Source organism: Herbidospora sp. RD11066 (genome assembly GCF_054661255.1).
This window is the reverse complement of the sequence record NZ_BAAGDO010000002.1, coordinates 1,152,043-1,172,940: the sequence shown is the minus strand read 5'-3', so window position 1 is coordinate 1,172,940 and position 20,898 is coordinate 1,152,043. Positions and strand designations below refer to the sequence as shown.

20 protein-coding genes and 3 pseudogenes are annotated in these 20,898 nt (G+C 68.8%); 14 read left to right on the top strand and 9 right to left on the bottom strand.

Annotated features, from left to right (window positions below; all coding sequences use genetic code 11):
• Window positions 1-39: 39 nt before the first annotated feature.
• Both ACYQ78_RS10960 and ligA read left to right on the top strand, forming a co-directional pair.
• A complete protein-coding gene (locus ACYQ78_RS10960) occupies window positions 40-1,017 on the top strand; it encodes a GlxA family transcriptional regulator (protein ID WP_459800656.1) in 978 nt (325 codons plus the stop codon).
• Window positions 1,014-3,077, top strand: a complete 2,064-nt coding sequence (gene ligA / locus ACYQ78_RS10955; RefSeq protein WP_459800655.1) for an NAD-dependent DNA ligase LigA — start codon at window positions 1,014-1,016, stop codon at window positions 3,075-3,077. The genes ACYQ78_RS10960 and ligA overlap by 4 nt, the downstream gene beginning before the upstream one ends.
• A 362-nt stretch (window positions 3,078-3,439) precedes the next feature.
• Here the strand turns inward: ligA and ACYQ78_RS10950 are convergent, their stop codons facing one another.
• Entirely contained in the window at window positions 3,440-3,844 is a 405-nt protein-coding gene (locus ACYQ78_RS10950; RefSeq protein ID WP_459800654.1) for a type II toxin-antitoxin system PemK/MazF family toxin, read from the bottom strand.
• An 86-nt stretch (window positions 3,845-3,930) separates the two neighbouring features.
• On the opposite strand from ACYQ78_RS10950, the pseudogene ACYQ78_RS10945 reads away from it, so the two are divergent.
• From ACYQ78_RS10945 to ACYQ78_RS10935, 3 genes and pseudogenes are all read left to right on the top strand, one after another.
• Window positions 3,931-4,482, top strand: a pseudogene (locus ACYQ78_RS10945) (transposase); the annotation flags it as partial.
• Between the two features lie 128 nt (window positions 4,483-4,610).
• Window positions 4,611-5,419 (top strand): IS5 family transposase gene (locus tag ACYQ78_RS10940; protein ID WP_459800653.1). Its coding sequence is split into 2 segments (ribosomal slippage): window positions 4,611-4,947 and window positions 4,947-5,419, totalling 810 coding nucleotides; the frame shifts between segments, so codons are not numbered across the junction.
• Window positions 5,420-5,549: 130 nt separating this feature from the next.
• A pseudogene (locus ACYQ78_RS10935) lies at window positions 5,550-6,126 on the top strand (transposase family protein); the annotation flags it as partial.
• Window positions 6,127-6,150: 24 nt separating this feature from the next.
• On the opposite strand, the gene ACYQ78_RS10930 reads toward ACYQ78_RS10935, so the two are convergent.
• Both ACYQ78_RS10930 and ACYQ78_RS10925 read right to left on the bottom strand, forming a co-directional pair.
• Window positions 6,151-6,387, bottom strand: a complete 237-nt coding sequence (locus tag ACYQ78_RS10930; RefSeq protein ID WP_459800652.1) for a hypothetical protein — start codon at window positions 6,385-6,387, stop codon at window positions 6,151-6,153.
• A gap of 39 nt (window positions 6,388-6,426) precedes the next feature.
• Window positions 6,427-7,014: a helix-turn-helix domain-containing protein gene (locus ACYQ78_RS10925; protein WP_459800651.1), complete on the bottom strand. Its 588-nt coding sequence runs from the start codon at window positions 7,012-7,014 to the stop codon at window positions 6,427-6,429.
• A 487-nt stretch (window positions 7,015-7,501) separates the two neighbouring features.
• Here ACYQ78_RS10925 and ACYQ78_RS10920 point away from each other — a divergent pair, with 487 nt between their 5' ends.
• A complete protein-coding gene (locus ACYQ78_RS10920) occupies window positions 7,502-8,953 on the top strand; it encodes an MFS transporter (RefSeq protein WP_459800650.1) in 1,452 nt (483 codons plus the stop codon).
• A complete protein-coding gene (locus ACYQ78_RS10915) occupies window positions 8,910-10,052 on the top strand; it encodes a tudor domain-containing protein (RefSeq protein ID WP_459800649.1) in 1,143 nt (380 codons plus the stop codon). The genes ACYQ78_RS10920 and ACYQ78_RS10915 overlap by 44 nt, the downstream gene beginning before the upstream one ends.
• Before the next feature lie 288 nt (window positions 10,053-10,340).
• Here ACYQ78_RS10915 and ACYQ78_RS10910 read toward each other — a convergent pair whose 3' ends face one another.
• Window positions 10,341-11,771, bottom strand: a complete 1,431-nt coding sequence (locus ACYQ78_RS10910) for an MATE family efflux transporter (protein WP_459800648.1) — start codon at window positions 11,769-11,771, stop codon at window positions 10,341-10,343.
• Between the two features lie 82 nt (window positions 11,772-11,853).
• Window positions 11,854-12,291, bottom strand: a complete 438-nt coding sequence (locus tag ACYQ78_RS10905; protein WP_459800647.1) for a MarR family winged helix-turn-helix transcriptional regulator — start codon at window positions 12,289-12,291, stop codon at window positions 11,854-11,856.
• 65 nt (window positions 12,292-12,356) lie between these two features.
• Here ACYQ78_RS10905 and ACYQ78_RS10900 point away from each other — a divergent pair, with 65 nt between their 5' ends.
• The 3 genes and pseudogenes from ACYQ78_RS10900 to ACYQ78_RS10890 form a co-directional block, all read left to right on the top strand.
• Entirely contained in the window at window positions 12,357-13,082 is a 726-nt protein-coding gene (locus tag ACYQ78_RS10900) for a nucleotide exchange factor GrpE (protein ID WP_459800646.1), read from the top strand.
• Complete coding sequence (locus ACYQ78_RS10895) at window positions 13,079-13,561, top strand: metallophosphoesterase family protein (RefSeq protein ID WP_459800645.1); 483 nt, start codon at window positions 13,079-13,081, stop codon at window positions 13,559-13,561. The genes ACYQ78_RS10900 and ACYQ78_RS10895 overlap by 4 nt, the downstream gene beginning before the upstream one ends.
• A gap of 386 nt (window positions 13,562-13,947) precedes the next feature.
• Window positions 13,948-14,477, top strand: a pseudogene (locus tag ACYQ78_RS10890) (IS5 family transposase); the annotation flags it as partial.
• 29 nt (window positions 14,478-14,506) lie between these two features.
• Here the strand turns inward: ACYQ78_RS10890 and ACYQ78_RS10885 are convergent.
• Window positions 14,507-15,727 (bottom strand): MFS transporter, encoded by a 1,221-nt coding sequence (locus tag ACYQ78_RS10885; RefSeq protein WP_459800644.1) that lies wholly within the window; start codon window positions 15,725-15,727, stop codon window positions 14,507-14,509.
• Window positions 15,728-15,902: 175 nt separating this feature from the next.
• On the bottom strand, window positions 15,903-16,433 hold the full coding sequence (locus tag ACYQ78_RS10880) for a DUF1697 domain-containing protein (protein WP_459800643.1): 531 nt from the start codon (window positions 16,431-16,433) through the stop codon (window positions 15,903-15,905).
• 379 nt (window positions 16,434-16,812) lie between these two features.
• On the opposite strand from ACYQ78_RS10880, the gene lexA reads away from it, so the two are divergent.
• The 4 genes from lexA (at window position 16,813) to mobA (ending at window position 20,435) form a co-directional block, all read left to right on the top strand.
• Complete coding sequence (gene lexA, locus ACYQ78_RS10875) at window positions 16,813-17,472, top strand: transcriptional repressor LexA (protein ID WP_459800642.1); 660 nt, start codon at window positions 16,813-16,815, stop codon at window positions 17,470-17,472.
• 69 nt (window positions 17,473-17,541) lie between these two features.
• On the top strand, window positions 17,542-18,399 hold the full coding sequence (locus tag ACYQ78_RS10870) for a fumarylacetoacetate hydrolase family protein (protein ID WP_459800641.1): 858 nt from the start codon (window positions 17,542-17,544) through the stop codon (window positions 18,397-18,399).
• Between the two features lie 349 nt (window positions 18,400-18,748).
• Window positions 18,749-19,339, top strand: coding sequence for a hypothetical protein (locus tag ACYQ78_RS10865; RefSeq protein ID WP_459800640.1), 591 nt, complete (start codon window positions 18,749-18,751; stop codon window positions 19,337-19,339).
• A 289-nt stretch (window positions 19,340-19,628) separates the two neighbouring features.
• A complete protein-coding gene (mobA, locus tag ACYQ78_RS10860; protein WP_459800639.1) occupies window positions 19,629-20,435 on the top strand; it encodes a molybdenum cofactor guanylyltransferase in 807 nt (268 codons plus the stop codon).
• On the opposite strand, the gene ACYQ78_RS10855 is transcribed toward mobA, so the two are convergent.
• Window positions 20,395-20,658 carry a TetR family transcriptional regulator C-terminal domain-containing protein gene (locus ACYQ78_RS10855; RefSeq protein WP_459800638.1) on the bottom strand — a complete coding sequence of 88 codons (264 nt, stop codon included), beginning with the start codon at window positions 20,656-20,658 and terminating at the stop codon, window positions 20,395-20,397. The genes mobA and ACYQ78_RS10855 overlap by 41 nt on opposite strands.
• Window positions 20,659-20,682: 24 nt before the next feature.
• On the bottom strand, window positions 20,683-20,877 hold the full coding sequence (locus tag ACYQ78_RS10850; protein WP_459800637.1) for a hypothetical protein: 195 nt from the start codon (window positions 20,875-20,877) through the stop codon (window positions 20,683-20,685).
• Window positions 20,878-20,898 lie beyond the last annotated feature (21 nt).

Sequence of the window (20,898 nt, the reverse complement as noted above, 5' to 3'; positions counted from 1 at the left end):
AATCTCCGCCGGGTTCTCGCCACCTCTACGGTGGTCGGCATGCACACGGTGGCGGTCCTGGCTCAGGACCATGTGGTGGCGGCCGACCTCGCGACGCCGATCGAGGTGTTCGGGCGGGCGCGGCTGGGCGACGGGAGCAATCCGTACAAAGTGCTGGTCTGCGCCCCGGCACCGCAGGTGGCCGGGACCGCCTTCACCCTCATCGCGCCGCACGGCCTCGCGGCGCTGCGGGAGGCGGACACCATCGTGGTCCCGGGCTGTTCCGAGGAGGCCTCGCCGCCGGCCGAGGAGGTCCTCGACGCGCTGCGCGCGGCGGCCGCGAGCGGCACCCGGATCGCCTCCATCTGCGTCGGCGCCTTCACCCTCGCCGCCGCCGGGCTGCTCGACGGCCTCAGCGCCACCACCCACTGGGCCGCCGCCGACCGGCTCGCGCGGCGGTTTCCGCTCGTGGACGTCAAACCCGATGTCCTGTACGTCGACAACGGCGCCGTCCTGACCTCGGCCGGAGCGGCTGCCGGGCTGGACCTGTGCCTGCATCTGGTGCGGCGCGACTTCGGTTCGGAGGTCGCCGCCGACTCGGCCCGGGTGTCGGTGGTGCCGCTGGAACGCGAGGGCGGGCAGGCGCAGTTCGTCCCGCACACCCGGCCCGCCGTTCCGCGGGGATCGCTGCTCGACCCGGTGCTGTCGTGGATCGAGGACAACCTCGACCACGAGGTCACACTGGCCGACATGGCCCGGCGCGGCGGGATGAGCGGGCGCACCTTCAGCCGCCGCTTCCGCGAGCAGACCGGCACCACACCGGTGCAGTGGCTGCTGCGGGCCCGGGTGCGGCGCGCCCAGTTCCTCCTGGAAACGACCGACGAGGGGGTCGAACGCGTAGCCGCACGGTCCGGATTCGGCTCGGCGACCGCGTTCCGTGAGAGGTTCAAACGCGTCGTCGGCGTCACACCGCAGTCGTATCGTTCGTCGTTCCGGAGCCGGAAAATGTCAGTGCCGTTCGAGAGGATGGGATCATGAACGAAACGCCCCCGATGACGCTGATCTCGGATGAGACCGCTTACGCCGAGGCCGTCCAGCTGGCCGTCGACGCCGCTGCCGCCTACTACGCCGACGGCACCTCCACCCTCGACGACGATGCTTACGACCGGCTGGTGCGCGGGATCGAGGCCTTCGAATCGGCCCATCCCGAGCAGGTGCTGCCGAACTCCCCGACGGGGAAGGTCGCGGGCGGCGCGGTCGTGGGCGACGTGCCGCACACGGTGCCGATGCTCAGCCTCGACAACGTCTTCGGCCCCGACGAACTGGTGTCGTGGGCGGGTTCGCTGGAGCGGCGGCTGGGGCGTCCGGTCGAGGCGTGGAGCGTGGAGGCCAAGCTCGACGGGCTGGCGGTGTCGGCGCGTTACCGGCGGGGGCGGCTGGTCCAGCTGATCACGCGCGGTGACGGCGTCGCCGGGGAAGACGTTTCCCACAACATCGGCACCATCGTCGGACTGCCCGGCCGGCTGGCCGAACCGGTCACCGTGGAGCTGCGCGGCGAGGTCATGATGACCGCCGCCCAGTTCGCCGACGCGTGCGCCAAGCGGCAGGCCCACGACGGCACCACTTTCGCCAACCCCCGAAGCGCGGCGGCGGGCACCCTCCGCACCAAGGAGCGCCCCTACGTCTGCGAGCTGACCTTCTTCGGGTACGGCGCCCTGCCCTTCGAGGGTGCCGAGACGCGCCTCAGCGAGCTGCCGCACAGCGAGATCATGGAGTGGGTGGCGGGCCAGGGCGTCCAGACGACGGCCGTCACGCCGGTCGCCGGGGTTCTCGTGGCCACGCTGGAAGAGGTGCAGGCGCGGGTCGAGGAGATCGCCGCCGCGCGCGCCGACCTCGAGTTCGGCATCGACGGCATCGTGATCAAGTGTGACCTGGCCGCCGACCAGGCGCTGGCCGGGTTCAGCTCGCGGGCGCCGCGGTGGGCGGTGGCGTACAAACTGCCCGCGACCGAGAAGATCACCAAGCTGGTCGGCGTCGAGTGGAACACCGGCCGCACCGGCATCATCGCCCCGCGCGCGGTTTTGGAACCGGTTGAGCTCGACGGCTCGATCGTCACCTACGCCACCCTGCACAACGCGGCCGACATCGGGCGGCGCGGGCTCATGCTGGGCGATTCGGTGACCGTCTACAAGGCGGGCGACGTGATTCCTCGCGTGGAGGCGCCCGTCGTCCACCTGCGCACCGGCGACGAGCGGCCGATTCCGATCCCCGAGGTGTGTCCGTCGTGCGGCGACGCGATCGACGCCAGCCAGGAACGGTGGCGGTGCGTGCGCGGGCGGGCCTGCCGGGCGATCGCGTCGATCGAATATGCGGCCGGGCGCGACCAGCTCGACATCGAGGGGCTGGCGGTCAACCGCATCCAGCAGATGCTCGACGCGGGTCTCATCGTCGATTTCGCCGACCTGTTCTTTCTGACCCGGGAGCAGTTGCTGGGGCTGGAGCGGATGGGGGAGACGAGTACGGACAATCTGCTCGCGGCGCTGGTGAAGGCCAAGGAGCAGCCTCTCAGCCGGGTGTTCTGTGCTTTGGGCGTGCGGGGAACCGGGCGCAGCATGTCGCGGCGTATCGCCCGGCACTTCGCTCACATGGACGGTATTCGCGCGGCGACGTCCGAGGATCTGCAGCGGGTCGAGGGGATCGGGCCTGAAAAGGCTCCTGTCGTTGTCGCCGAGCTGATCGAGGTGGGGCCGCTCATCGACAAGCTGATTCTCGCCGGGGTCAACATGGTCGAGCCTGGCGTGACCGCTTGGACGCCTGAGGCCGACGAACCGGGCGAGGGGTCTGCCGAGTCGCCGCTGGCGGGGATGTCGGTCGTGGTGACCGGGGGGATGAGCGGGCCGCTGGAGGCGCTGTCGCGTAACGAGATGAACGAGTTGATCGAGCGGGCGGGCGGGAAGGCGTCGTCCAGCGTGTCGGCCAAGACTTCGTTGGTGGTGGCGGGGGAGAAGGCCGGCTCGAAGCGGGCCAAGGCCGAGGGGTTGGGCGTCCGGATCGCGACTCCCGAGGAGTTCGCCGAGCTGGTTGCGGCGTTCCTTTAGGGTCTGCTGGAAGCGCGCCGGTCTGATCTCAGTGTTCTTCTCAGGTCAGGGCGAAACTGAGAGCTTGGGTGATCGCATCGCCAGCCCGAGGAGACTGCCGATCTGGCCGGGCTGTTCTCTCAAGCCGGCTTGAGCCTGGGTGCGCGCATTGCGACTCCTGAGGAGTTCGCCGGTCTGATTTCCCTCTGACGCGGTCTCCGCCTGATAATTGGCCGTTCTCGGGACAGGCGTCCGATTCTGTTGGGCTTTTGAGCCACGGCTTGGGTCTTTGGGCGGCTCACACTCCAGCCGAAGATCGTGATCGCGATGGGTGCCGGGGCGACAGTCGGGCAGCGTCGACACGCCATCGGCTTCTTCTCCCTCTACCCGAGTTCACCGCGACGGAGGGCGTCCCTCATCTCGCTGAGCTTCGCGGTCGTCGCCGGGGTCTGCTCCTGCGGTTGTTCGGCGAGTCGGAGGGCATCGTCGATCTCGCTGAGTTTGGCCGAGGACAGGACGGCCGCCCGCTCTATCAGGTCCTCCCGTGACACGGTGGTCAGCCACGTGCAAGGGGTGAAGCCCGGACGCGGGAACGCGAGCCGCAGCACGCCTTCGAACGGCACTCCTTCACCGGCGCCCACGCTCACTTCGATGCCCAGACCGCTCAGGTCGACGCCCGCCGGAGCGACGACCTGCATCGCCCTGATCCCCGAGGTGTCGTCTCCCGACAGCAGTACGACCAGCCTCCGCTCGTCGAACTGGACCCACCAGACTTCGCCACGTTGCACGAGTCCTCCAGACACAGGACGGCGGACAGACGCTGCGCGAGCCTGACACGCTGTGGAGACGGGTGCGGCCAGACTGAGATCACGCCGTGGCCGCAGGCCACAGAGTAAGCCCTGCCTGCTGGCAGGAGGCGTTCGAGGGCTTGATGAGCCGGATAGCGGGACGGTTCACGCGGGTCGAATCCCGGCGCCGAGCCCGGAAGCCGGTATTCGACCCGCTGTCGGACCTTCCGGACTATCGCCGAGTGGGCCGGGGACAGGACCCTGACGACATGTGGCACCTGCGCGGGCGGGCCGACCAGGTCCGCGACGATGTGGCGGTGCTGGCGGTCGACGAGACCGGCGACGTGAAGAAAGGCACCGACACTGTCGGTGTCCGGCGCCAGCACACCGGCGCCGCCGGAGGCGTCGAGAACAGCCAGGTAGCCGCTTACCTCGCCATACTCGACCCCGCGAGGGCACGCGGCGATCGACCGGGAACTCCATGTTCCGCGTTCCTGGGCCTCCAGCCTCGACCGCTGCCGGGTCGAGGACTCGGTGACAAGACGGAGTTCGCGACCAAGTCAGAGCCGGCCGCCCGCATGGTCACCCAACACCTGGATGCTGGCCACCGGGCCGCGTGGGTCGCGAGAGACGAAATCTAAGGCGGTAACCCGAGGCTGTGTGCCGCGCTGGAGGAACGCGGCACCGGCTACGTCTTAGAGCTCATTTCAGAATGAGGCTGGTTGGTGACTGGTAGAGGGGCTGGGGCCGGGTCATCGTCTGGGATATGGGCGTGGTCTTGGTGCCTGATGATCTGTGGGAGCGGGTGGCTCCGCTGCTGCCTCCGGCGCCGCCGCGGCGGTTTCGTCATCCGGGTCGGCGGCGGGTGGAGGACCGGGTGGCCTTGGCCGGGATCGTGTACGTGCTGACCAGGGACGTCCCCTGGGGGCAGGTGCCCGCGCAGGTGGTGGGCTGTTCAGGGGTGACGTGCTGGCGGCGGCTGGAGGAGTGGACCCGGGCCGGGGTGTGGCCCCGCCTGCACCAGGCCCTGCTGGGTGAACTACGCGCCGCCGGCCTGCTGGACATGGACCGGGCCAGCATCGACAGCTCCCACGTGCGGGCGCGCAAAGGGGGGACCACGTCGGGCCCTCGCCCGTCGACCGGGGACGGCCCGGATCCAAGCACCACCTGATCGTCGACTCTCACGGGACACCGCTGGCCGTCTCGGTGACCGGAGGCCACCGCAACGACGTCACCCAGCTCATCCCGCTGCTGGAGGCCATCCCGCCCATCCGCGGCATCCGCGGCCGTCCCCGCCGAAGACCCCGCCGACTGTTCGCCGACCGAGGCTACGACCACGACAAATACCGCACGCTGGTCCGCGCCAGAGGCGTCATCCCGATGATCGCCCGCCGGGGCACGCCACACGGTTCCGGCCTGGGCAAGGTCCGGTGGGTCGTCGAGCGGACCCTTGCCTGGCTCCACCAGTTCAAACGCTTACGCATCCGCTCCGAACGCCAGGCCCGTCTCCATCACGCCCTGTTGCTCCTGGCCTGCAGCATCATCTGCCTCCGACGCCTACGCACCTCATTCTGAAATGAGCTCTTAGAGCTCCTAACAAAATGAAGCCAACTGAATCTGGCGCCGGTGCGGCGAGATGAGTCACCTGCGTAGGCGGCGCTTGGCAACGGTGAGTTGTCGGGTACCGGACCCATTTTGTTAGGAGCTCTTAGCGGTGGTCTGCTCGCACGAAGTCACCACAGGCGCCGGCAAGTTCCGCGCGGACACGCTGGCCAGGAGGGTGCCCAGAGGGCCTGGCAGAAGCTGTCCGCAGAGGTCGAAGCCGAGGGCCACCGCTTCTACGACTGGGCCGTCATCGACCTCACCGACCCTCGCCTGGGAGTCGGCAGTTGCTGATCCGCCGCAACCGTACGCTGCTACCCGCCAGCCACCTTGCCGCCCACCACCCTGGTACGCGTCGCTGGATCAAGCTGGCGGGTCGAGGAGTTTTCCAGTCCGGCAAGGGCTTGGCGGCCTTCGACGAGCACCAGGTCCGGCGCTACTCGTCCTGGTCCCGTCGGGTCACCCTGGCCATGCTCGCGCACGCCTTCCTCGCCGTCGTCCGTGCGAACGAACACGACCGTCATCTGTCACCCTGCAACGAGATTCAACGACTGTTCATCACGCTCGTCATCCGACGCGACTTTGACCCTGTCCACCGGCCCGGTTGGTCCGTCTGGCAGCGCCGCCACCCGGCCCGATCCCAGACCAGCCGCTACCGACGACAAGTCGCTCAAGCATGAAGAACACGATCTACGGCCGGAGTACTAGTTGCCGCCGTGGTTGAGCACGTTGCCGTTGACGCAGTGGTTCGTGGTGTTGCCGGTCCACGGCGCCCCGACCGGAACGACCGCCAGTTCCTGGAAGCACACGGACGCGGCGGAGAAGTTCCAGTTGTTGGCCGCGTTCACCCCGGGGCCGAAGTTCGAGTCGGGGTCGTCGGAGGCGTGGGCGGGAACGGCGATCGCCGCCGCGCCGAGTACGAGCAGAGCCGTCTTCATCATGATCATCACTCTCCGTAGTTAACTACAGAGAGTGGTCGTTCAGGGCCGTCTTGGGGCTGCGCGCACATGGGCGCGTTCCCCCTGCTTCCCGATGAGGCTCAGGAACTCGACCGGACCCGCGCCTGTGGCGCCGAACCAGTGCGGGATGCGGGTGTCGAACTCGGCGGCCTCGCCGGCCTTGAGGATCAGGTCGTGCTCGCCGAGCACGAGCCGGAGCGTCCCGTTCAGGACGAACACCCAGTCGTAGCCCTCATGGGTGCGCATCTCGGGCTCGGCGCCGTCGCGCCCGGCCGGGAGGACGAACTTGTAGGCCTGGATGCCCCCGGGCCTGCGCGTCAACGGCAGGACGACCGAACCGTCACCGCAGGGGATCGGACGCAAACTCACACGCGGATCGCCGGTCGGCGGCGCGTCGACGAGTTCGTCGAGGGTGACGCCGTGGGCGCGGGCGAGCGGGAGGAGTTGCTCCAGCGTGGGGCGGCGCAGGCCCGCCTCCAGGCGGGACAGGGTACTGGTCGAGATGCCGGTCTCCGCCGCGAGGTCGGCGAGGGTGACCTCGCGGTGCAGCCGAAGGCGTTTCAGCCTCGGCCCGACGGCGTCGAGGGTGCGGTCGATGGTGTCATCCACCCTCCCATTTTGCCATTCGGCAACAGCATTTGCGTATCCGCCTGCCTCGTCACCACGATGAGCGGCGAGAACACGCGAACGCGGAGGACACACCGTGAACACATTCGACTCCAGAGCCGACTTCCCATCGACGATGTGGAAGGTCTCGGGTAACAGACCGAACCGGCGCACAGGGCCACCGGCCACGGCTGACGGGCCAAGCCGGCTCGAAGGGACTCCGGTCATGGTCGCCTGGCGGAAATGGCGTGAAAGATCTCCGGCTGTTGTCGTCGGGCCGAGCTGGGGCAAGGCGTTTCCGGCCACGGTTGCCGGGACGGGCCGGCGCGGAGGGATCCTGGCTATGGCCATGGGGCCGAGCCGACGTAATGAGTCTCCCGTCACGGCTACAGGCCCGGATCCGTCTAGCGGTGATTCTGAAGCCCCCGACCCGACCGTCCACGATCCGAGGCGCCGTCGTGCGATCCTGGTCGGTGTCTGCGTCGCCCTGATGGCGGTCATCGCCTCCGTGTCGGGGCTGAACGTCGCCCAACCCGAGCTCGCCGTAGCATTCGGCGCCTCGCAGACGGAGATCTTCTGGTTCATCAACCTCTACACGATCACCCTGGCCGCGCTGCTCCTGCCACTCGGCGCAATCGGTGACCGGCTGGGCCGCCGCCCGATCCTGTTGACCGGCCTGCTCGTCTTCGGGGTGGCCAGCGCGGCCGCCGGGCTGGCGCCGACGTCCGAGATCATGCTGGTGGCGCGGTTCCTGAGCGGCGTCGGCGCGGCGATGATCATGCCGGTCACGCTCGCCGTCATCACCTCGACGTTCCCGGAGAACGAACGCTCGAAGGCGATCGGCATATGGACCGGCGTCGCCGGTGGCGGCGGCATCCTGGGCATGTACCTGTCGGCTGTCCTGGTCGACTTCGCGTCCTGGCGCTGGCTGTTCGTCCTGCCGGTCGTGCTCGTGGTCGTCGCCGCGGTCATGGCGCTGCGCGCCATCCCCGACTCGCGGGAGTCGGCCGCGCATCCGTTCGACATCATCGGGTCGCTGACGTCGGTGGTCGCGGTGGTCGGCGTCGTCTTCTTCCTGCACGAAGGTCCCGTACGAGGCTGGACCGCACCCCCGACCCTCCTCGCCCTCCTGATCGGAATCGTCGCCGCCGCCGGGTTCGTGGCCTGGGAGCTGCGGACAGGGTCCCCACTCCTCGACGTGCGGCTCTTCCGGAAACGCGGTCTGGCCAGTGGTTCGGTCTCGCTCCTGACGGTGTTCGGTGTCCAGGCGGGAATCTTCGTCGTCCTGTTCCCCTACTTCCAGGCGGTCGTCGGCTGGACCGGCCTGCTCTCCACCCTCGCGCTCATGCCCATGGCGCTGCTGATGATGATCGCCTCCGGCCTGGCACCCAGGCTGGCCGCAGGCATTGGCCCCCGTTCGACCATGGCCGCCGGAATCCTCCTGGGCGGCGCGGGACTGGCGTTGATGGCCACGTTCGTCTCGGTCGACGGCGGCTACCTCTCGATCCTGCCCGGCATGCTCGCCATGGGACTCGGCATGGGCCTGACGATGACCCCCGCCACCGAGGCCATCACCTCGGCGCTGCCCCGCGAACGGCAGGGCGTCGCCTCCGCGCTCAACGACGTCACCCGCGAACTCGGCACCGCCTTGGGAGTCGCCCTCCTCGGCGCGGTCCTGACCTCCGGATACCGAGGCGCCATCGACTCCCGCCTCGACGCCGCACCGGAAGCCGTCCGCGCCGGCATCGCCAACGCACTCGCCGTCGCCGACGGCCCCACCGCCCAGGCCGCCAAGGAGGCGTTCGTCGACGGCTGGCGCCAGTCCATGTGGTCGGGCGCGGTGGTCATGGCCATCCTTTTCGTGTACGTCATCGCACGCGCATCCCTAAGATCACGACATGCCGGGACACAAGCAGCCGCCGAGGCCCCTGAACGTCGGTGACGTGGTGGCCGCCCATTCACCCCACCTCGGCGAGTGGACGGCCGCCCAGATCATCCACCTCGACGCCGACACCGAGTCGGCGGCCGTACTGGAACTCGACTGGTCCGGCCCCGAGCCGTCGTCGGTGTCCGACCTCGGCGACGTCACCCCGCTGAGGCGCACCCACCACTCGTGGGGCGGCGACCTGTCCTTCTGCAACCACGACTGGCTTCTGCCCCGCAGCCACAAGGTCATCGGAACCCTGCCCCCGCTCCACGACGAACCGCCGAACAGCTGGGCCCGGACGTGGCGGCTGGGCTACCACCTGGCCCTTCAACAGCGCTGGAACGCCGGGATCCACGACGACCCGGCCCCGGAGTGGCAGGCCGAACACACGGCGCTCCCCGGCGAGGCGATGCCCGAGATCACCGAGCTGACGATCAGGGACATCGACACCCTCGACTGCGCCCTGCTCGTCCGCCGCTTCCCCAACCTGACCTGGCTGCGGCTCTACGGACGCCTCGGCCTCCTCACCCACGCGGGCGAACTCAACACCCTGGCCTCACTCCGGGGAATCGACATCGCCGACCTGTTCGGGATGACCGAAGAAGACCGGTTACGACCAGAGCGCGTACCCGAGCTGGAACACGTCCATCTCTACGGCGTCCAGGCCGACTACGCCCTGGCCATGCAGCGCACCTGGCAGCCCGAGATCCCGGCGGGCACCTACGTGTCGATCTCCCGCCCCCGCACGCGGGAATGGGCCGAAGAGAACCGGAACAACCCGCTCCGCGACTGGGACGGCCGCGAAGGGATCAACGGAGCGACGTACACGATCGCGTTCGCCCAGTACACGACCACACGGGAGACGGTCCTGCGAGTACTGGCCAAAGAACCACCGGAGGCCCGCCCGGCCCTCCTCGAACAGATCGGCGCCGACTACGGCGAGGTGTTCAACCAGCTGGATGAGGGTGCGGAGTTCATCGAGACCGTCGAGCGCGAGGAGCTCTACGCCGCCCTCGACCACATCATGGACGAAGCCGAGGCGATCCACGGCCCCGGCCTCGACGAAGCCCGCGAGAGTCTCATCGACGGCCTCGACTCAGCCCGAGACTGGTAGCTCTTTCCAGGGAGGGCGCTGGGAGGTTCGGGTGTGATGGCGGCCAGGCCCGCGATGAGGAGGTCCTCCCAGAGACGACGTCGGCTTGACCCGCTGTCCCGGCTCACTGGAGTCGATGCTCGGCCGGTCTAGCTGGCCTGGGGCGGACCAGGTTGGCTGAGCCGATTCGCCTCTGTGCCGCGCAGTGAATCCGATCTGCGCAGACTCGACGTGCACCTGGGGAGTATTTCCGGTGTGGCGTAGGTCTGGCCCGTGAGAGGGAAGTGGCGCATAGCTGAGGAGGCTTCTTCAGGCCTCGGCCAGTGCTTCTTCGGCGCGTTCGGGGCTGCCGTCGGCGAGGCCGAGAGCGATCGCTTGGCGGGCGGCGAACCACAGGGCCACGCCCACCAGGAAGACGATGACCTCGGTGACCGTCAGCGCCCAGATGATGCCGCCCAGCCCGAACCAGAGGTTCCCGAGGATCACGATCGGGACGAACAGCACTCCGTGCGCCACCGACATCACGATCGCCGCTGCCGACCGGCCGGTCGCCTGGAACAGTGACGTGATCAGCCCCGCGAACCCATTGACGATCATCGCGACGAGTTGCGCCGTGAGGACCGTGACGCCGATCGCGAGGACCGACCGGTCTGCGGAGAAGGTGCCGAACACCTGCTCGCGGAAGACGTACACCACCATGGAGAAGATCAGCACGACGGCGCCCACCGCGATCGCGGACCCGCGCAGGGCGGCGGTCAGGCGGGACCGGTCGCCCTTGCCGTAGGAGTAGGCGAGCAGGGGCAGGACCCCGAGCGTGACCCCCATCACCAGGAACTCCGGCACCTGCGCGATGCGGACCGCGACCCCCATGGCCGCCAGCGCGTGGTCGCCGTAGGCGGCGGCGAGGTTGTTGAGCACCAGCGTGGTGGCGATCAGGAAACCGGCCTGGAGCAGCTCGCCGACGCCCACACCGAAGACGGGCCGCACCACGGCGGGGGAGAGCGTGAACCAGCGCGGCGCAAGGCTCACGTGTTCGCTGTTGCGGTGTAGCCAGAAGGCGAAATAGCCGACGATGCCCAGGTTGGACAGCCCCATCGCCAGCGCCGTCCCGGCCACGCCCCAGTGCAGCACCAGGATGAACAGCACGTCGAACACGACGTTGGCGATCGTGGACGCGATGATCCCGATCATCACCTGACGGGCCGCGCCTTCGGCCCTGACGAGCTGTTCGAGACAGAACGCGGCCGCGAGCACCGGTACGAACGCGAGCATGACCCCGACGAACGCCCTGGTCGCGGGCGTGGCTGCCGCATCGGCGCCGAGCAGTGCCACGAACGGATCCAGCAGGAGCAGCCCGGCCCCGCCGAACACGGCCCCGGCGAGCACCGAACCCCAGAGGGCGAACGACGAGACGTACTTGATCTCGGCGGCCTTCCCTGGTTCGTGTTCGGCCGCGCCGAGCAGTCGCGAGATCAGCGCCCCGCCGCCGACGCCGAACACCCCGCCGACCGCCATGACCAGCCCGAGCACCGGCGCGCCGAACGTGATCGCGGCGAGCAGCGCGGTGTCGTGGAGTGAGCCGACGAAACCGGAGTTGATGAGGTTGTAGACGGCGCCGACGATCATCGCGGCCGCCATCGGCACGCACAGGTGCACGAGCGCGCGCACGATCGGTGCGGACGAGAGGTACCAGCGGTTGGTGCCGACGGCTCCCGGGGATTCGAAACTCTGAGTGGTCATGACCGCCCCTTTCCGGGCAGGGTCGAGCGCACGCCGACGGAACCGCCGGCGAGGCGGGGATGTTCGTGGAGGTGGGGCGGGGTTACCGCGTCGGTTGCGGCAGCTCCGCGGTGATCTTCGAGAGCAGGGCCTGAAGGGTGGCCCGCTCGGCCGGGCTCAACGGGCCGAGGATCGACTCGTTGACCTCGGACAGCGCGGTCTCGAACCCGGCGATGAGTTCAGCGCCGGCCGCCGTCGCGTAGACGCGCTTACTGCGTTCGTCGCCCGGCTCGGTGCGCCGCTCGACGAGCCCGCGGCGTTCGAGCCCCTGCAGGAGGCTCGACACGCTCGCCGCACTCGTGCGGGTGATCTGCGCGATGTCCTTCTGGATCGCACCCGGGTTCTGGACGAGATAACCGAGCGCGAAACTCTGCTCGTGAGTGAGGTCACGGGCCCGGATCCAGTCTTCGGCGGCCTTCCGCTGAGCCCACATGATCCAGCGGACCAGGTCGAGGGGGCCGGTGAGGTTCGGTGCGTCCATGATGAGAAAACTAATTGTTCGACTTCTAACTGTCAAGCATCGAACTGTTTGGTAGGGTGGGGTGTGTGAGCGATGACGTCTACTCCGGCCACCACTGGCGCACCCTCTACGAGGCCCTCTGCTCCGGCGAGGAGACCGACATGCTGTGGCGGTGGCTCGAGGAGCATCCGGCCCACGTGGCCGAGGTGCGCGAGGCCGGTCGGGAGCAACGCTTGGTCGATCTCCCGGACAGATACAGCACCTTGGAGCGGCTGTACGCCGTCAGCCGCATCCTCGACTTCCTCATCGAGCTTCGTCCCGGGGTCTATCCCGCCTTCTGTGAGGCCTTGGGCGCCCACCGGATCGACAGAGAAGGCTTCCATCCGTTCTTCCACGAGATCGTCGAGGTCCGGCAGACCGCCGACCCCGACGAGCCGCCCGCGATCGTCGAGGAGCGCTGGCCCGGATTCCTGATGGGAGACCTGCTCTTGGCGCGGGCCGGGGTCGTCGTCACCGCAGGGGAGAAACACCTGGTCGCCGGGGTCGCCGACCGGTCGGCCCTCTACTGGACCTTTCGGCGGGGGTCGCGTCCGGTCCAGGACCTCTCCCACGGCTGGGGGCACAACTCGCAGTGGCGGACCGACATGCGCCGCGACTACGTGACCGACGGCCTGCTGCGCTACAACGTCGACGGCGATGAGAAACCCGAGGCCGACTGGATGATCGAGATCGTCCGCCACCGGTGCAGCACTGTCGTCGACTACGGCGACGACCTGTTCCCCTACGACTGCCACCACGTCGAGCCGCTGTGAAGATCGTCGTCCTGTCCGACACGCACGCGCCGCGCTTCTGGAAGGCCTGCCCGCCTGCCGTGGCCAAGCACCTTCGAGGCGCCGACGCGATCCTGCACGCCGGTGACGTCTGCGTCGGCCAGGTGCTCGATGACCTGGCCGCTTACGCGCCTGTCCACGCCGTCAAGGGCAACAACGACGGCCCCGACGTCGAGGCCCCCGAGACGCTGGAGCTGACACTCGGCGGCCTGCGAGTGGCCATGATCCACGACAGCGGCCCGGCCAAAGGACGCATGGCCAGAATGCGGGGCCGCTTTCCCGACGCCGAACTGGTCGTCTACGGCCACTCACACATCCCCGTGAACGAGAGTGCCGACGGATTCCGCATCTTCAACCCGGGCTCACCCACCGACAAACGCCGCCAGCCCCACGGCACCCTGGGCGTCCTGCACATCGACGACGGCATCCTCACGGAGGCGATGATCGTGCCCGTCAGCTGACCAGCACCAGGGCAGCCTTGCCAAGGCGATGATCGTGTCGGCCAAATGAGCTGTAGCCGTCGCACCTCCGGAACGCTCAACCTCGCAGTCATCGCAGCCATGACGACGCCATCACGCCGGGGACGACGATGGTGCGAGCCGGTTGAGGCGCAGGCCACGCATCCTGCCTGGGAACGACCAACGCGGGACCACGGCGGAGACCTCTCGCAGGGCGTCGATCGTGTCCGTCAGTAGACCCGAACCGCCAGAATGATTTGCGGCCACGACCAGGCCATCGTCACGGAGCTACGGTCGTATGCTCGATTGAGCCGCAGTCATCGCCCAGGAATGACTAGGGCAAGACTGCCGCGGCCATGACGACGGCACCCGACGAGACACGACGGTGCGATCTACGCGCCGTCGGCCTGCTGGACATGGAGCGGGCGTGCATCGACAGCTCCCACGTACGGACCCTCAAAGGGGGGACCACGTCGGACCCTCGCCGGTCGACCGGGGACGACCCGGATCCAAGCACCACCTGATCGTCGACTCTCACGGGACACCGCTGGCCGTCTCGGTCACCGGAGGCCACCGCAACGATGTCACCCAGCTCATCCCGCTGCTGGAGGCCATCCAGCCCATCCGCGGCCGCCCTCGCCGAAGACCTCGCCGGCTGTTCGCCGACCGGGGCTACGACCACGATAAATACCGCACGCTGGTCCGCGCCAGAGGCGTCATCCCCGTGATCGCCCGCCGCGGCACACCGCACGGTTCCGGCCTGGGCAAGGTCCGATGGGTCGTCGAGCGGACCCTCGCCTGGCTCCACCAGTTCAAACGCTTACGCGTCCGCTCCGAACGCCAGGCCAGACTTCATCACGCCCTGTTGCTCCTGGCCTGCAGCATCATCTGCCTCCGACGCCTACGCACCTCATTCTGAAATGAGCTCTAAGACGGCGGTCATGTCGGTCAGTTGAGGCGTAGGCGCCGCACTCCCGGAACGATCAACGTGGCGGCCACTGCGGCGACGACGAGGCCGCCGCAGAAGGCGATCGTGGGGCCGAAGCCGAAGACGACCGATACGGGTCCGGCTATGGCCTGGCCCGCTGGGATGGCGACGAAGGAGCCGAGGGCGTCGTAGGCGTACACGCGAGAAAGGACGGCCTGTGGCACGTTGCTCTGGACGGAGGTGTCCCAGAGCACGCCGAAGACCTCCAGTGCGACGCCAGCCAGAACCGACAGCGCGATCAGCGGGACCAGTGCGGGGGCGAGGCCGAGGACGAACAGCACTGGGGCGGTCGCGAGCATCGCGACCATGGCCACCAGCAGTGGCCGGTCGGCGCGGAGTTTCAGCGCGATGACGCCGCCCAGCAGGAAGCCGGCGGCCTCCGCGCCGACGACGGCGCCCCATCCTGCGCGGCCGATCGACGCGTCGGCGACCACTGGGCCGAGGGTCGAGAACGCGGCGGCGAAGGCGGCGTTGATGACGCAGAACGCGGCGACCACGACCCACAGCCAGGTTCGCGACGTGAACTCGCGCCAGCCTGCCCGGAGATCGGAGAGGAAGCCCGACTTCTCCTCCGGTACGGATCGGTCGAGCCGCATCAAGGTGAAGATCCCGGCCGCCAGGAGGAATGCGGCGGAGTCGATCACCAGGCCCCAGCCTGGTCCGATGACCGCGACGACGAAGCCGCCCGCGCTCGCGCCGCCGACGGCCGCCGCGTTGGTGCCGACGCGCAGCAGGGTGTTGCCCTTCTGGAGCAGCGCCGGCGGCAGTGTCTGCGGGATCACTCCGGCTGCGGCGGGCAGGACGAACGCCGCCGCCGCGCCGTTGAGCGCTTCCAGCCCGATCAGTGCCGGGACGCTCGCGTTTCCCGTCAGTACCACGGTCGCGGCTACGGCCTGGCTGCCCGCGCTGACCACGTTCGACACGACGAGTACCAGATCGCGCGGTAACCGATCGGCCCAGACGCCGCCCACCAGTACGAACACGCCTAGCGCCAGGCTGCGCGCGGCCAGCACGAGGCCGACGTCGCCCGCCGACCCCGTCAGGTCGAGCACCGCGAAGGCCACCGCCACGGGCGCGACCGCATTCCCGACGAAGGCGATGAATCGTCCCGTGAACAGCAGCGCGAACGCGCGGTGCCGGAACGGGGCCCAGCTCTCCTCCCGGGGTGCGGCGCCGCTCATCGGGTGAAAACGTCGTCTGTACGAGACTCGCGGGGCGAGGCCGCCACACCATCCGTCTGGTCGCGGTGCCGCACTCTGCCCCCGATGTCAGTGGATCACCCTTGTCGGCGGCAATTGTCGCTTCGCGTCCGATGAACGTCCAGAGGGCCTGCCTGTCGCGGAGTTCGGCGGTCTTCTAGTTTTCGGCCAGGTTCAGCAGGTTGGTGACGGTTCTCCAGTTGCGCATCGTCGCCGGGGTCTTCAGGCGACGGCCGAGTGCGGGTGGGAGTTTGGCGCGGCCGGTGCCGTTCGGCAGGCTCAGGTAGATCTCGCGGTGGGTCGTCCACATCTGCTCGGGGGCGAACGGTGTGGCGTCGAAACCGTCGAGCCATCCCTCCGCTGGCGGATCGAGCAGGAACAGTACTGAATACCTGGTCGGGTCGTCGGGGGTCATTGGGCTGTCGTCGACCAGGGAGCGCAGGTCGGCGGCGGTTCGCAGGATGGCCTCCGTCGTCAGGCCGAGCTCGGCGGCCAGGCGCTCTTCGAGTTGGGCCGCGACTTCCTCAGAGCTCGACGAGGCCGAGGTGAAGACGATGTTGCCGCTCTGCAGGTAGGTCTCGACGTCGTCGTGGCCCAAGGCGGTGCACACCGCGCGCAGGTCGGGCATGGACACCTTCTTGTGGCTGCCGAGATTCACCGCGCGCAGCAGCGCCACATATCGCGTCACGTCCCACTTTCTACCGCATGCGCTGACCTGGCCATCGGACCGTGCAGGAACCTGGCGAAGAAGACCGAGGTCACGCCTCGCCGGACGGGCGCGATGAGTCACCTGCATAGGCGGCGCTTGGCAACGGCGAGTTGTCGGGCACCTGAGCCATTTTGTTAGGAGCTCTACGCCCGGCTAGTTGCCGCATCTCCCTACCGCGAACGCGAGGCTCCTGTGGCGACAACGAGCGCGTCGAGCACGCGGAAGGCGGTCCGGCCGCAGTGAAGGGCCCACGTCTGCGGCCTGCCGTGCGTGGACGGGTGCGGGTGGTCGTGTTCGTGTGCGGACACGGGGTGGTCACTGGCCATCACGAGGCGTGTCGGGCCCTAACATGTGGCGGATGACCGCCTACGACGATGCCGACGTGTTCGACTACCTGGATTCCTCGGCGTTGTCGCCGCGCCAGCAGCGGATTCTGGTGACGATCCGCGACTGGGTGGTCAGATATGGATACTCGCCGAGCACCCGTGAGATCGGTGACGCGGTCGGGCTGCGGTCGTCCTCGTCGGTGTCGAAGCATCTCAAGATCCTCGAAGAACAGGGCTTCCTCCGCCGGGGTACGGCCATGACCAGGCCGATCGACGTTCGGCTGTTCCTGCGCGACCCGGCGCCCAAGCCCGCCGCCGACATGGTGAGCGTGCCGATGGTCGGTGACATCGCGGCGGGTGTCCCCATCCCGGCCGAACAGTACGTCGACGACGCGCTGACCCTGCCGCGCGATCTCACCGGCCGGGGGACCGTGTTCGGGCTGCGGGTACGGGGCGATTCGATGATCGACGCGGCGATCTGCGACGGTGACATCGTCGTGGTCCGGCAGCAGCCCGAGGCACACTCGGGTCAGATCGTCGCCGCGATGATCGACGGGGAGGCGACCGTGAAGGTGTTCCGGCGCCGCGACGGTCACGTGTACCTGGAGCCGCGCAACCCCGCCTTCGACGTCATCGACGGCGATGAGGCGGTGGTGCTGGGCATCGTGGTCTCGGTCCTGCGTAACCTCTGAGGTCCCCGGAACCATCAACGACGTCCGGCCCGCTGCGCACGGGCTGTGAGGACGTGTGAGGACAGGAACATGGAACTCTTCCGCCACGGCCCCGCCGGGTCCGAACGACCCGCCGTCCGTCATGAGGGGCGTGACTTCGACCTGACGCCGGTCACCGCCGACCTCGACGGCGGCTTCTTCGCGGCCGACGGCATCGAACGCGTCGCCGCCGCGCTGGCCGCCGGTGAGCTGTCCGAGATCGACACCGCGGGGCGGCGCATCGGCTCGCCCATCGCGCGTCCGGCGGCCGTGGTGTGCATCGGGATGAACTACGCCGCCCACGCGGCCGAGTCGGGCGCGGCCCCGCCGCCCTACCCGATCGTGTTCCTCAAGCATCCAGGCTGCGTGGTCGGTCCCGACGACGACGTGATCCTGCCGCCCAACTCGGCGAAGACCGACTGGGAGGTCGAGCTTGCGGTCGTCATGAAGCGCACCCCGCGCTACCTGGCCGACCCGTCGGAGGCCCTCGACTATGTGGCCGGATACGCCCTGTCGAACGACCTGTCCGAGCGGGCCTTCCAGCTTGAGGAGTCGGGCGGGCAGTGGTCGAAGGGCAAGTGCGCCGAGACGTTCAACCCGCTGGGGCCCGTGCTGCGGCCCGCCTCGGAACTCGACCCTGCCAAGCTCCGGCTGCGGTCGTGGGTCAACGGCGAGGTCCGGCAGGACTCGAACACGGCCGACATGGTCTTCTCCGTCGCCGAGATCATCCACCACCTGAGCCACTACATGCTCCTGATGCCCGGCGACGTGATCAGCACCGGCACCCCCGAGGGCGTCGCCCTGTCGGGCCGCTTCCCCTACCTGAAGGTGGGCGACGTCGTGACGATGGAGATCGACGGACTCGGCCGCCAGGAACAGACCATCGTGGCCTACCAGCCGCAGAGCTGAGCTACTGCATGGGGCGCCGGTATCTCGCCCTGGGTTGAGGGTTCGGTTCTAGGGAGGCCGGCTTCCTGCCGTGGGTGAGGGCCTCGGGTTGGAGACTCCGCACGGTGCTGGTTGCTGGGCGGGGGTCTTGGATTTCGGAGGGTGTGTGGCGGGCTGTTTCTGCCCAAGGGCCGAGAGTCTGGTTTCCGGGATTACGAGCGGCGTAGTGCCGGGCTGTCGGTCAGGTTTGGAGGACGTGTGAGGTGCTCTCTTTTCGCCGTGGTACAGGGTTGAGGGTCCCGGTTGGGAAGACGTGCTGGACTGGGAGGTCTGGCTTTTGGAAGATCTCTTTGGGCGTTAGCCTCCGGCCATGGTCCTGACCGCGACTCCATCGAAGATCATCACACGTCTGGTCGACGGGGAGATTTGCGCTTATGTCGTGACGCCCGAGGCCTGGGGCTTGCTGGCTCCCGTCGCGGTGTATTCGGCTTCGCCCGGCGATGCGGTCGGGGAGTACGTGGTCTTCGACGATGGGAAGAGGGCCGTTTACACGACGCTGAACGCGGTCGTCTGCGTCACCGATGCCGGGGCCGAGGTCTGGCGGTCGGGGTTGGAGCCGAGGTCAGATCGGGTGTACGGCCATCGACCCGGCTGCGCCCTCTCGACGGATCAGAAGACCGTGTGGGTGTACCGGCCCGACGCGATGGCCGGACGCCACCTCCCCGACCGATGGGTCGCCCTCGACGCCCGAACCGGAGCACCTCTCGCCCACGCCGACCTGGAGACGGTCGGCCATGGCGCCCGGCATCTCGTTCATCCGTCAGACGGTCACGTCCTGCTCGACGTCGGAGAGGGCCAGGATGGCACCGTCATCCACCGGGCGACACTGACACCCACCGACGGAATGGCTCTCGGACGCTACCCGTGGAACGACCGGTGCCTCATCGCACCTGGTTCCTGACGATCGGCCACGACCAGGCCGACGCAACAGTCCACGCCTATCCGGGTGGTGAAACACTCCTTCAGCTCCCGGCAGAGGACGAGACCCTCTTCGAATGGTCAGGCGGATTCCTCACTGCCGACACCTTGATCGTTGTTCTGGCGCGGGAGGACGAGTCGATCTGCGCTCCGGCCGGATCGGGCCGCCGTTCGACGGCCGTAACGGGAACCCCTACGACCTCCACCCTCTCGGTGACGGCTCCTGGCTCACCGCCGATGGGCGGTGTGACGCCGTGGCTTAGGGTGCGGACATGCTGACCGCTGCGGGTGTCGTGCTGGCCGGTGGGCGTTCCTCGCGCATGGGACAGTCCAAGGCCTGGCTGGAGTGGCACGGGTCGACCCTGCTCCACCGTGCCGCCGCGATCCTCGCCCGGAGTGTCGACGGGCCGGTCGTCGTGGTGGCCGCACCGGGGCAGGAGCTCCCGCCGCTGCCCCGCGACGTTACGGTGGTCGAGGATCCCGTCGAGGGGCGCGGTCCGGTGCAGGGGCTGGCGGTGGGGCTCGCGGCGGTGGCCGACCGGGCCGAGGCGGCGTTCGTGTGCTCGACCGACATGCCGTTCCTGCACCCGGCCTTCGTCCGGCGGGTGCTGCGTGGGCTGGCCCCCGGGGTCGATGTCGCGCTTCCGGTGGCGCGGGGGTTCCGGCAGCCGTTGGCCGCCGGTTACCGTACCTCGCTGGTTCCGCTGGTCGAGCGTCTTCTGGCCGAGGGTGCTCTCCGGCCCGGGATGCTCTTCGAGCGCTGCGAGGTGGCCCGGCTCACCGAGGAGGAGCTGCTGGCCGACGCCGACCTCGCCCGGCTCGATCCGACGCTGGAGTCGGTGGTGAACGTCAACTCTCCCGAGGACTACGCGGCGGCCCGTGACCGGCCGTCGCCGCAGGTCGGAGAGGTCCGGGCGGCGACCCTCGGGGCGGCGGTGGCCGGGCTCACCTCCGATCGCGACGTGGTGATCACGCTCAACGGCGTTCGGGTGACCTTGGACGAGCACATGCCTCTGGTGGCGGGGGACATCGTGACCGTCACCGGAGCCGGGCCAGGTGATAGTCGAGTAGCGCCGTGACCTCTTCGGGTGTGTAGTGGCCGACCAGGGTGGCGTTCACGATGCCCTGGGCGAAGGCGTACAGGATGCTCGCTTCCTTGGCGGGGTCGAGGTCGGCGGCGAGCTGGCCAGCCGCCTGGGCGGCGGCGATCTGGTCGGCGAAGAACGACAGCAGGAGGGGCAGGCCGAGTCGCATCGCCGTGGCCAGCTCGCCGTCGACCACGGAGCTCGCGTGGAAGGCCAAGCCGATGCGGTTGAGGTAGCTGCGCTACTCGTCCAGGGGCAGGAGTTCCAGCACGGCGGTCCGCACCAGGTCGAGGGGGGTCGACTCGCGGGCGGCGACGGCGGTCACCCGTTGGCCGATCCAGATGCCGATGTGCTCCAGCGCGAGCAGCAGCATGTGGTTCTTGGTCGTGACGTAGTGCTGCACCGCGCCCATCGACATGCCCGCCTCGGTGGCCATTTCTCGCAAGCTGACCGCCAC

Coding starts and splice junctions, on each gene's coding strand:
- ACYQ78_RS10960 (WP_459800656.1), top strand. CDS start 40: ATGCACACGGTGGCGGTCCTGGCTCAGGACCATGTGGTGGCGGCCGAC.
- ligA (WP_459800655.1), top strand. CDS start 1,014: ATGAACGAAACGCCCCCGATGACGCTGATCTCGGATGAGACCGCTTAC.
- ACYQ78_RS10930 (WP_459800652.1), bottom strand. CDS start 6,387: ATGATGAAGACGGCTCTGCTCGTACTCGGCGCGGCGGCGATCGCCGTT.
- ACYQ78_RS10920 (WP_459800650.1), top strand. CDS start 7,502: ATGGCGGTCATCGCCTCCGTGTCGGGGCTGAACGTCGCCCAACCCGAG.
- ACYQ78_RS10915 (WP_459800649.1), top strand. CDS start 8,910: ATGCCGGGACACAAGCAGCCGCCGAGGCCCCTGAACGTCGGTGACGTG.
- ACYQ78_RS10910 (WP_459800648.1), bottom strand. CDS start 11,771: ATGACCACTCAGAGTTTCGAATCCCCGGGAGCCGTCGGCACCAACCGC.
- ACYQ78_RS10905 (WP_459800647.1), bottom strand. CDS start 12,291: ATGGACGCACCGAACCTCACCGGCCCCCTCGACCTGGTCCGCTGGATC.
- ACYQ78_RS10885 (WP_459800644.1), bottom strand. CDS start 15,727: ATGAGCGGCGCCGCACCCCGGGAGGAGAGCTGGGCCCCGTTCCGGCAC.
- lexA (WP_459800642.1), top strand. CDS start 16,813: ATGACCGCCTACGACGATGCCGACGTGTTCGACTACCTGGATTCCTCG.
- ACYQ78_RS10870 (WP_459800641.1), top strand. CDS start 17,542: ATGGAACTCTTCCGCCACGGCCCCGCCGGGTCCGAACGACCCGCCGTC.
- ACYQ78_RS10865 (WP_459800640.1), top strand. CDS start 18,749: ATGGTCCTGACCGCGACTCCATCGAAGATCATCACACGTCTGGTCGAC.
- mobA (WP_459800639.1), top strand. CDS start 19,629: ATGCTGACCGCTGCGGGTGTCGTGCTGGCCGGTGGGCGTTCCTCGCGC.
- ACYQ78_RS10850 (WP_459800637.1), bottom strand. CDS start 20,877: ATGGCCACCGAGGCGGGCATGTCGATGGGCGCGGTGCAGCACTACGTC.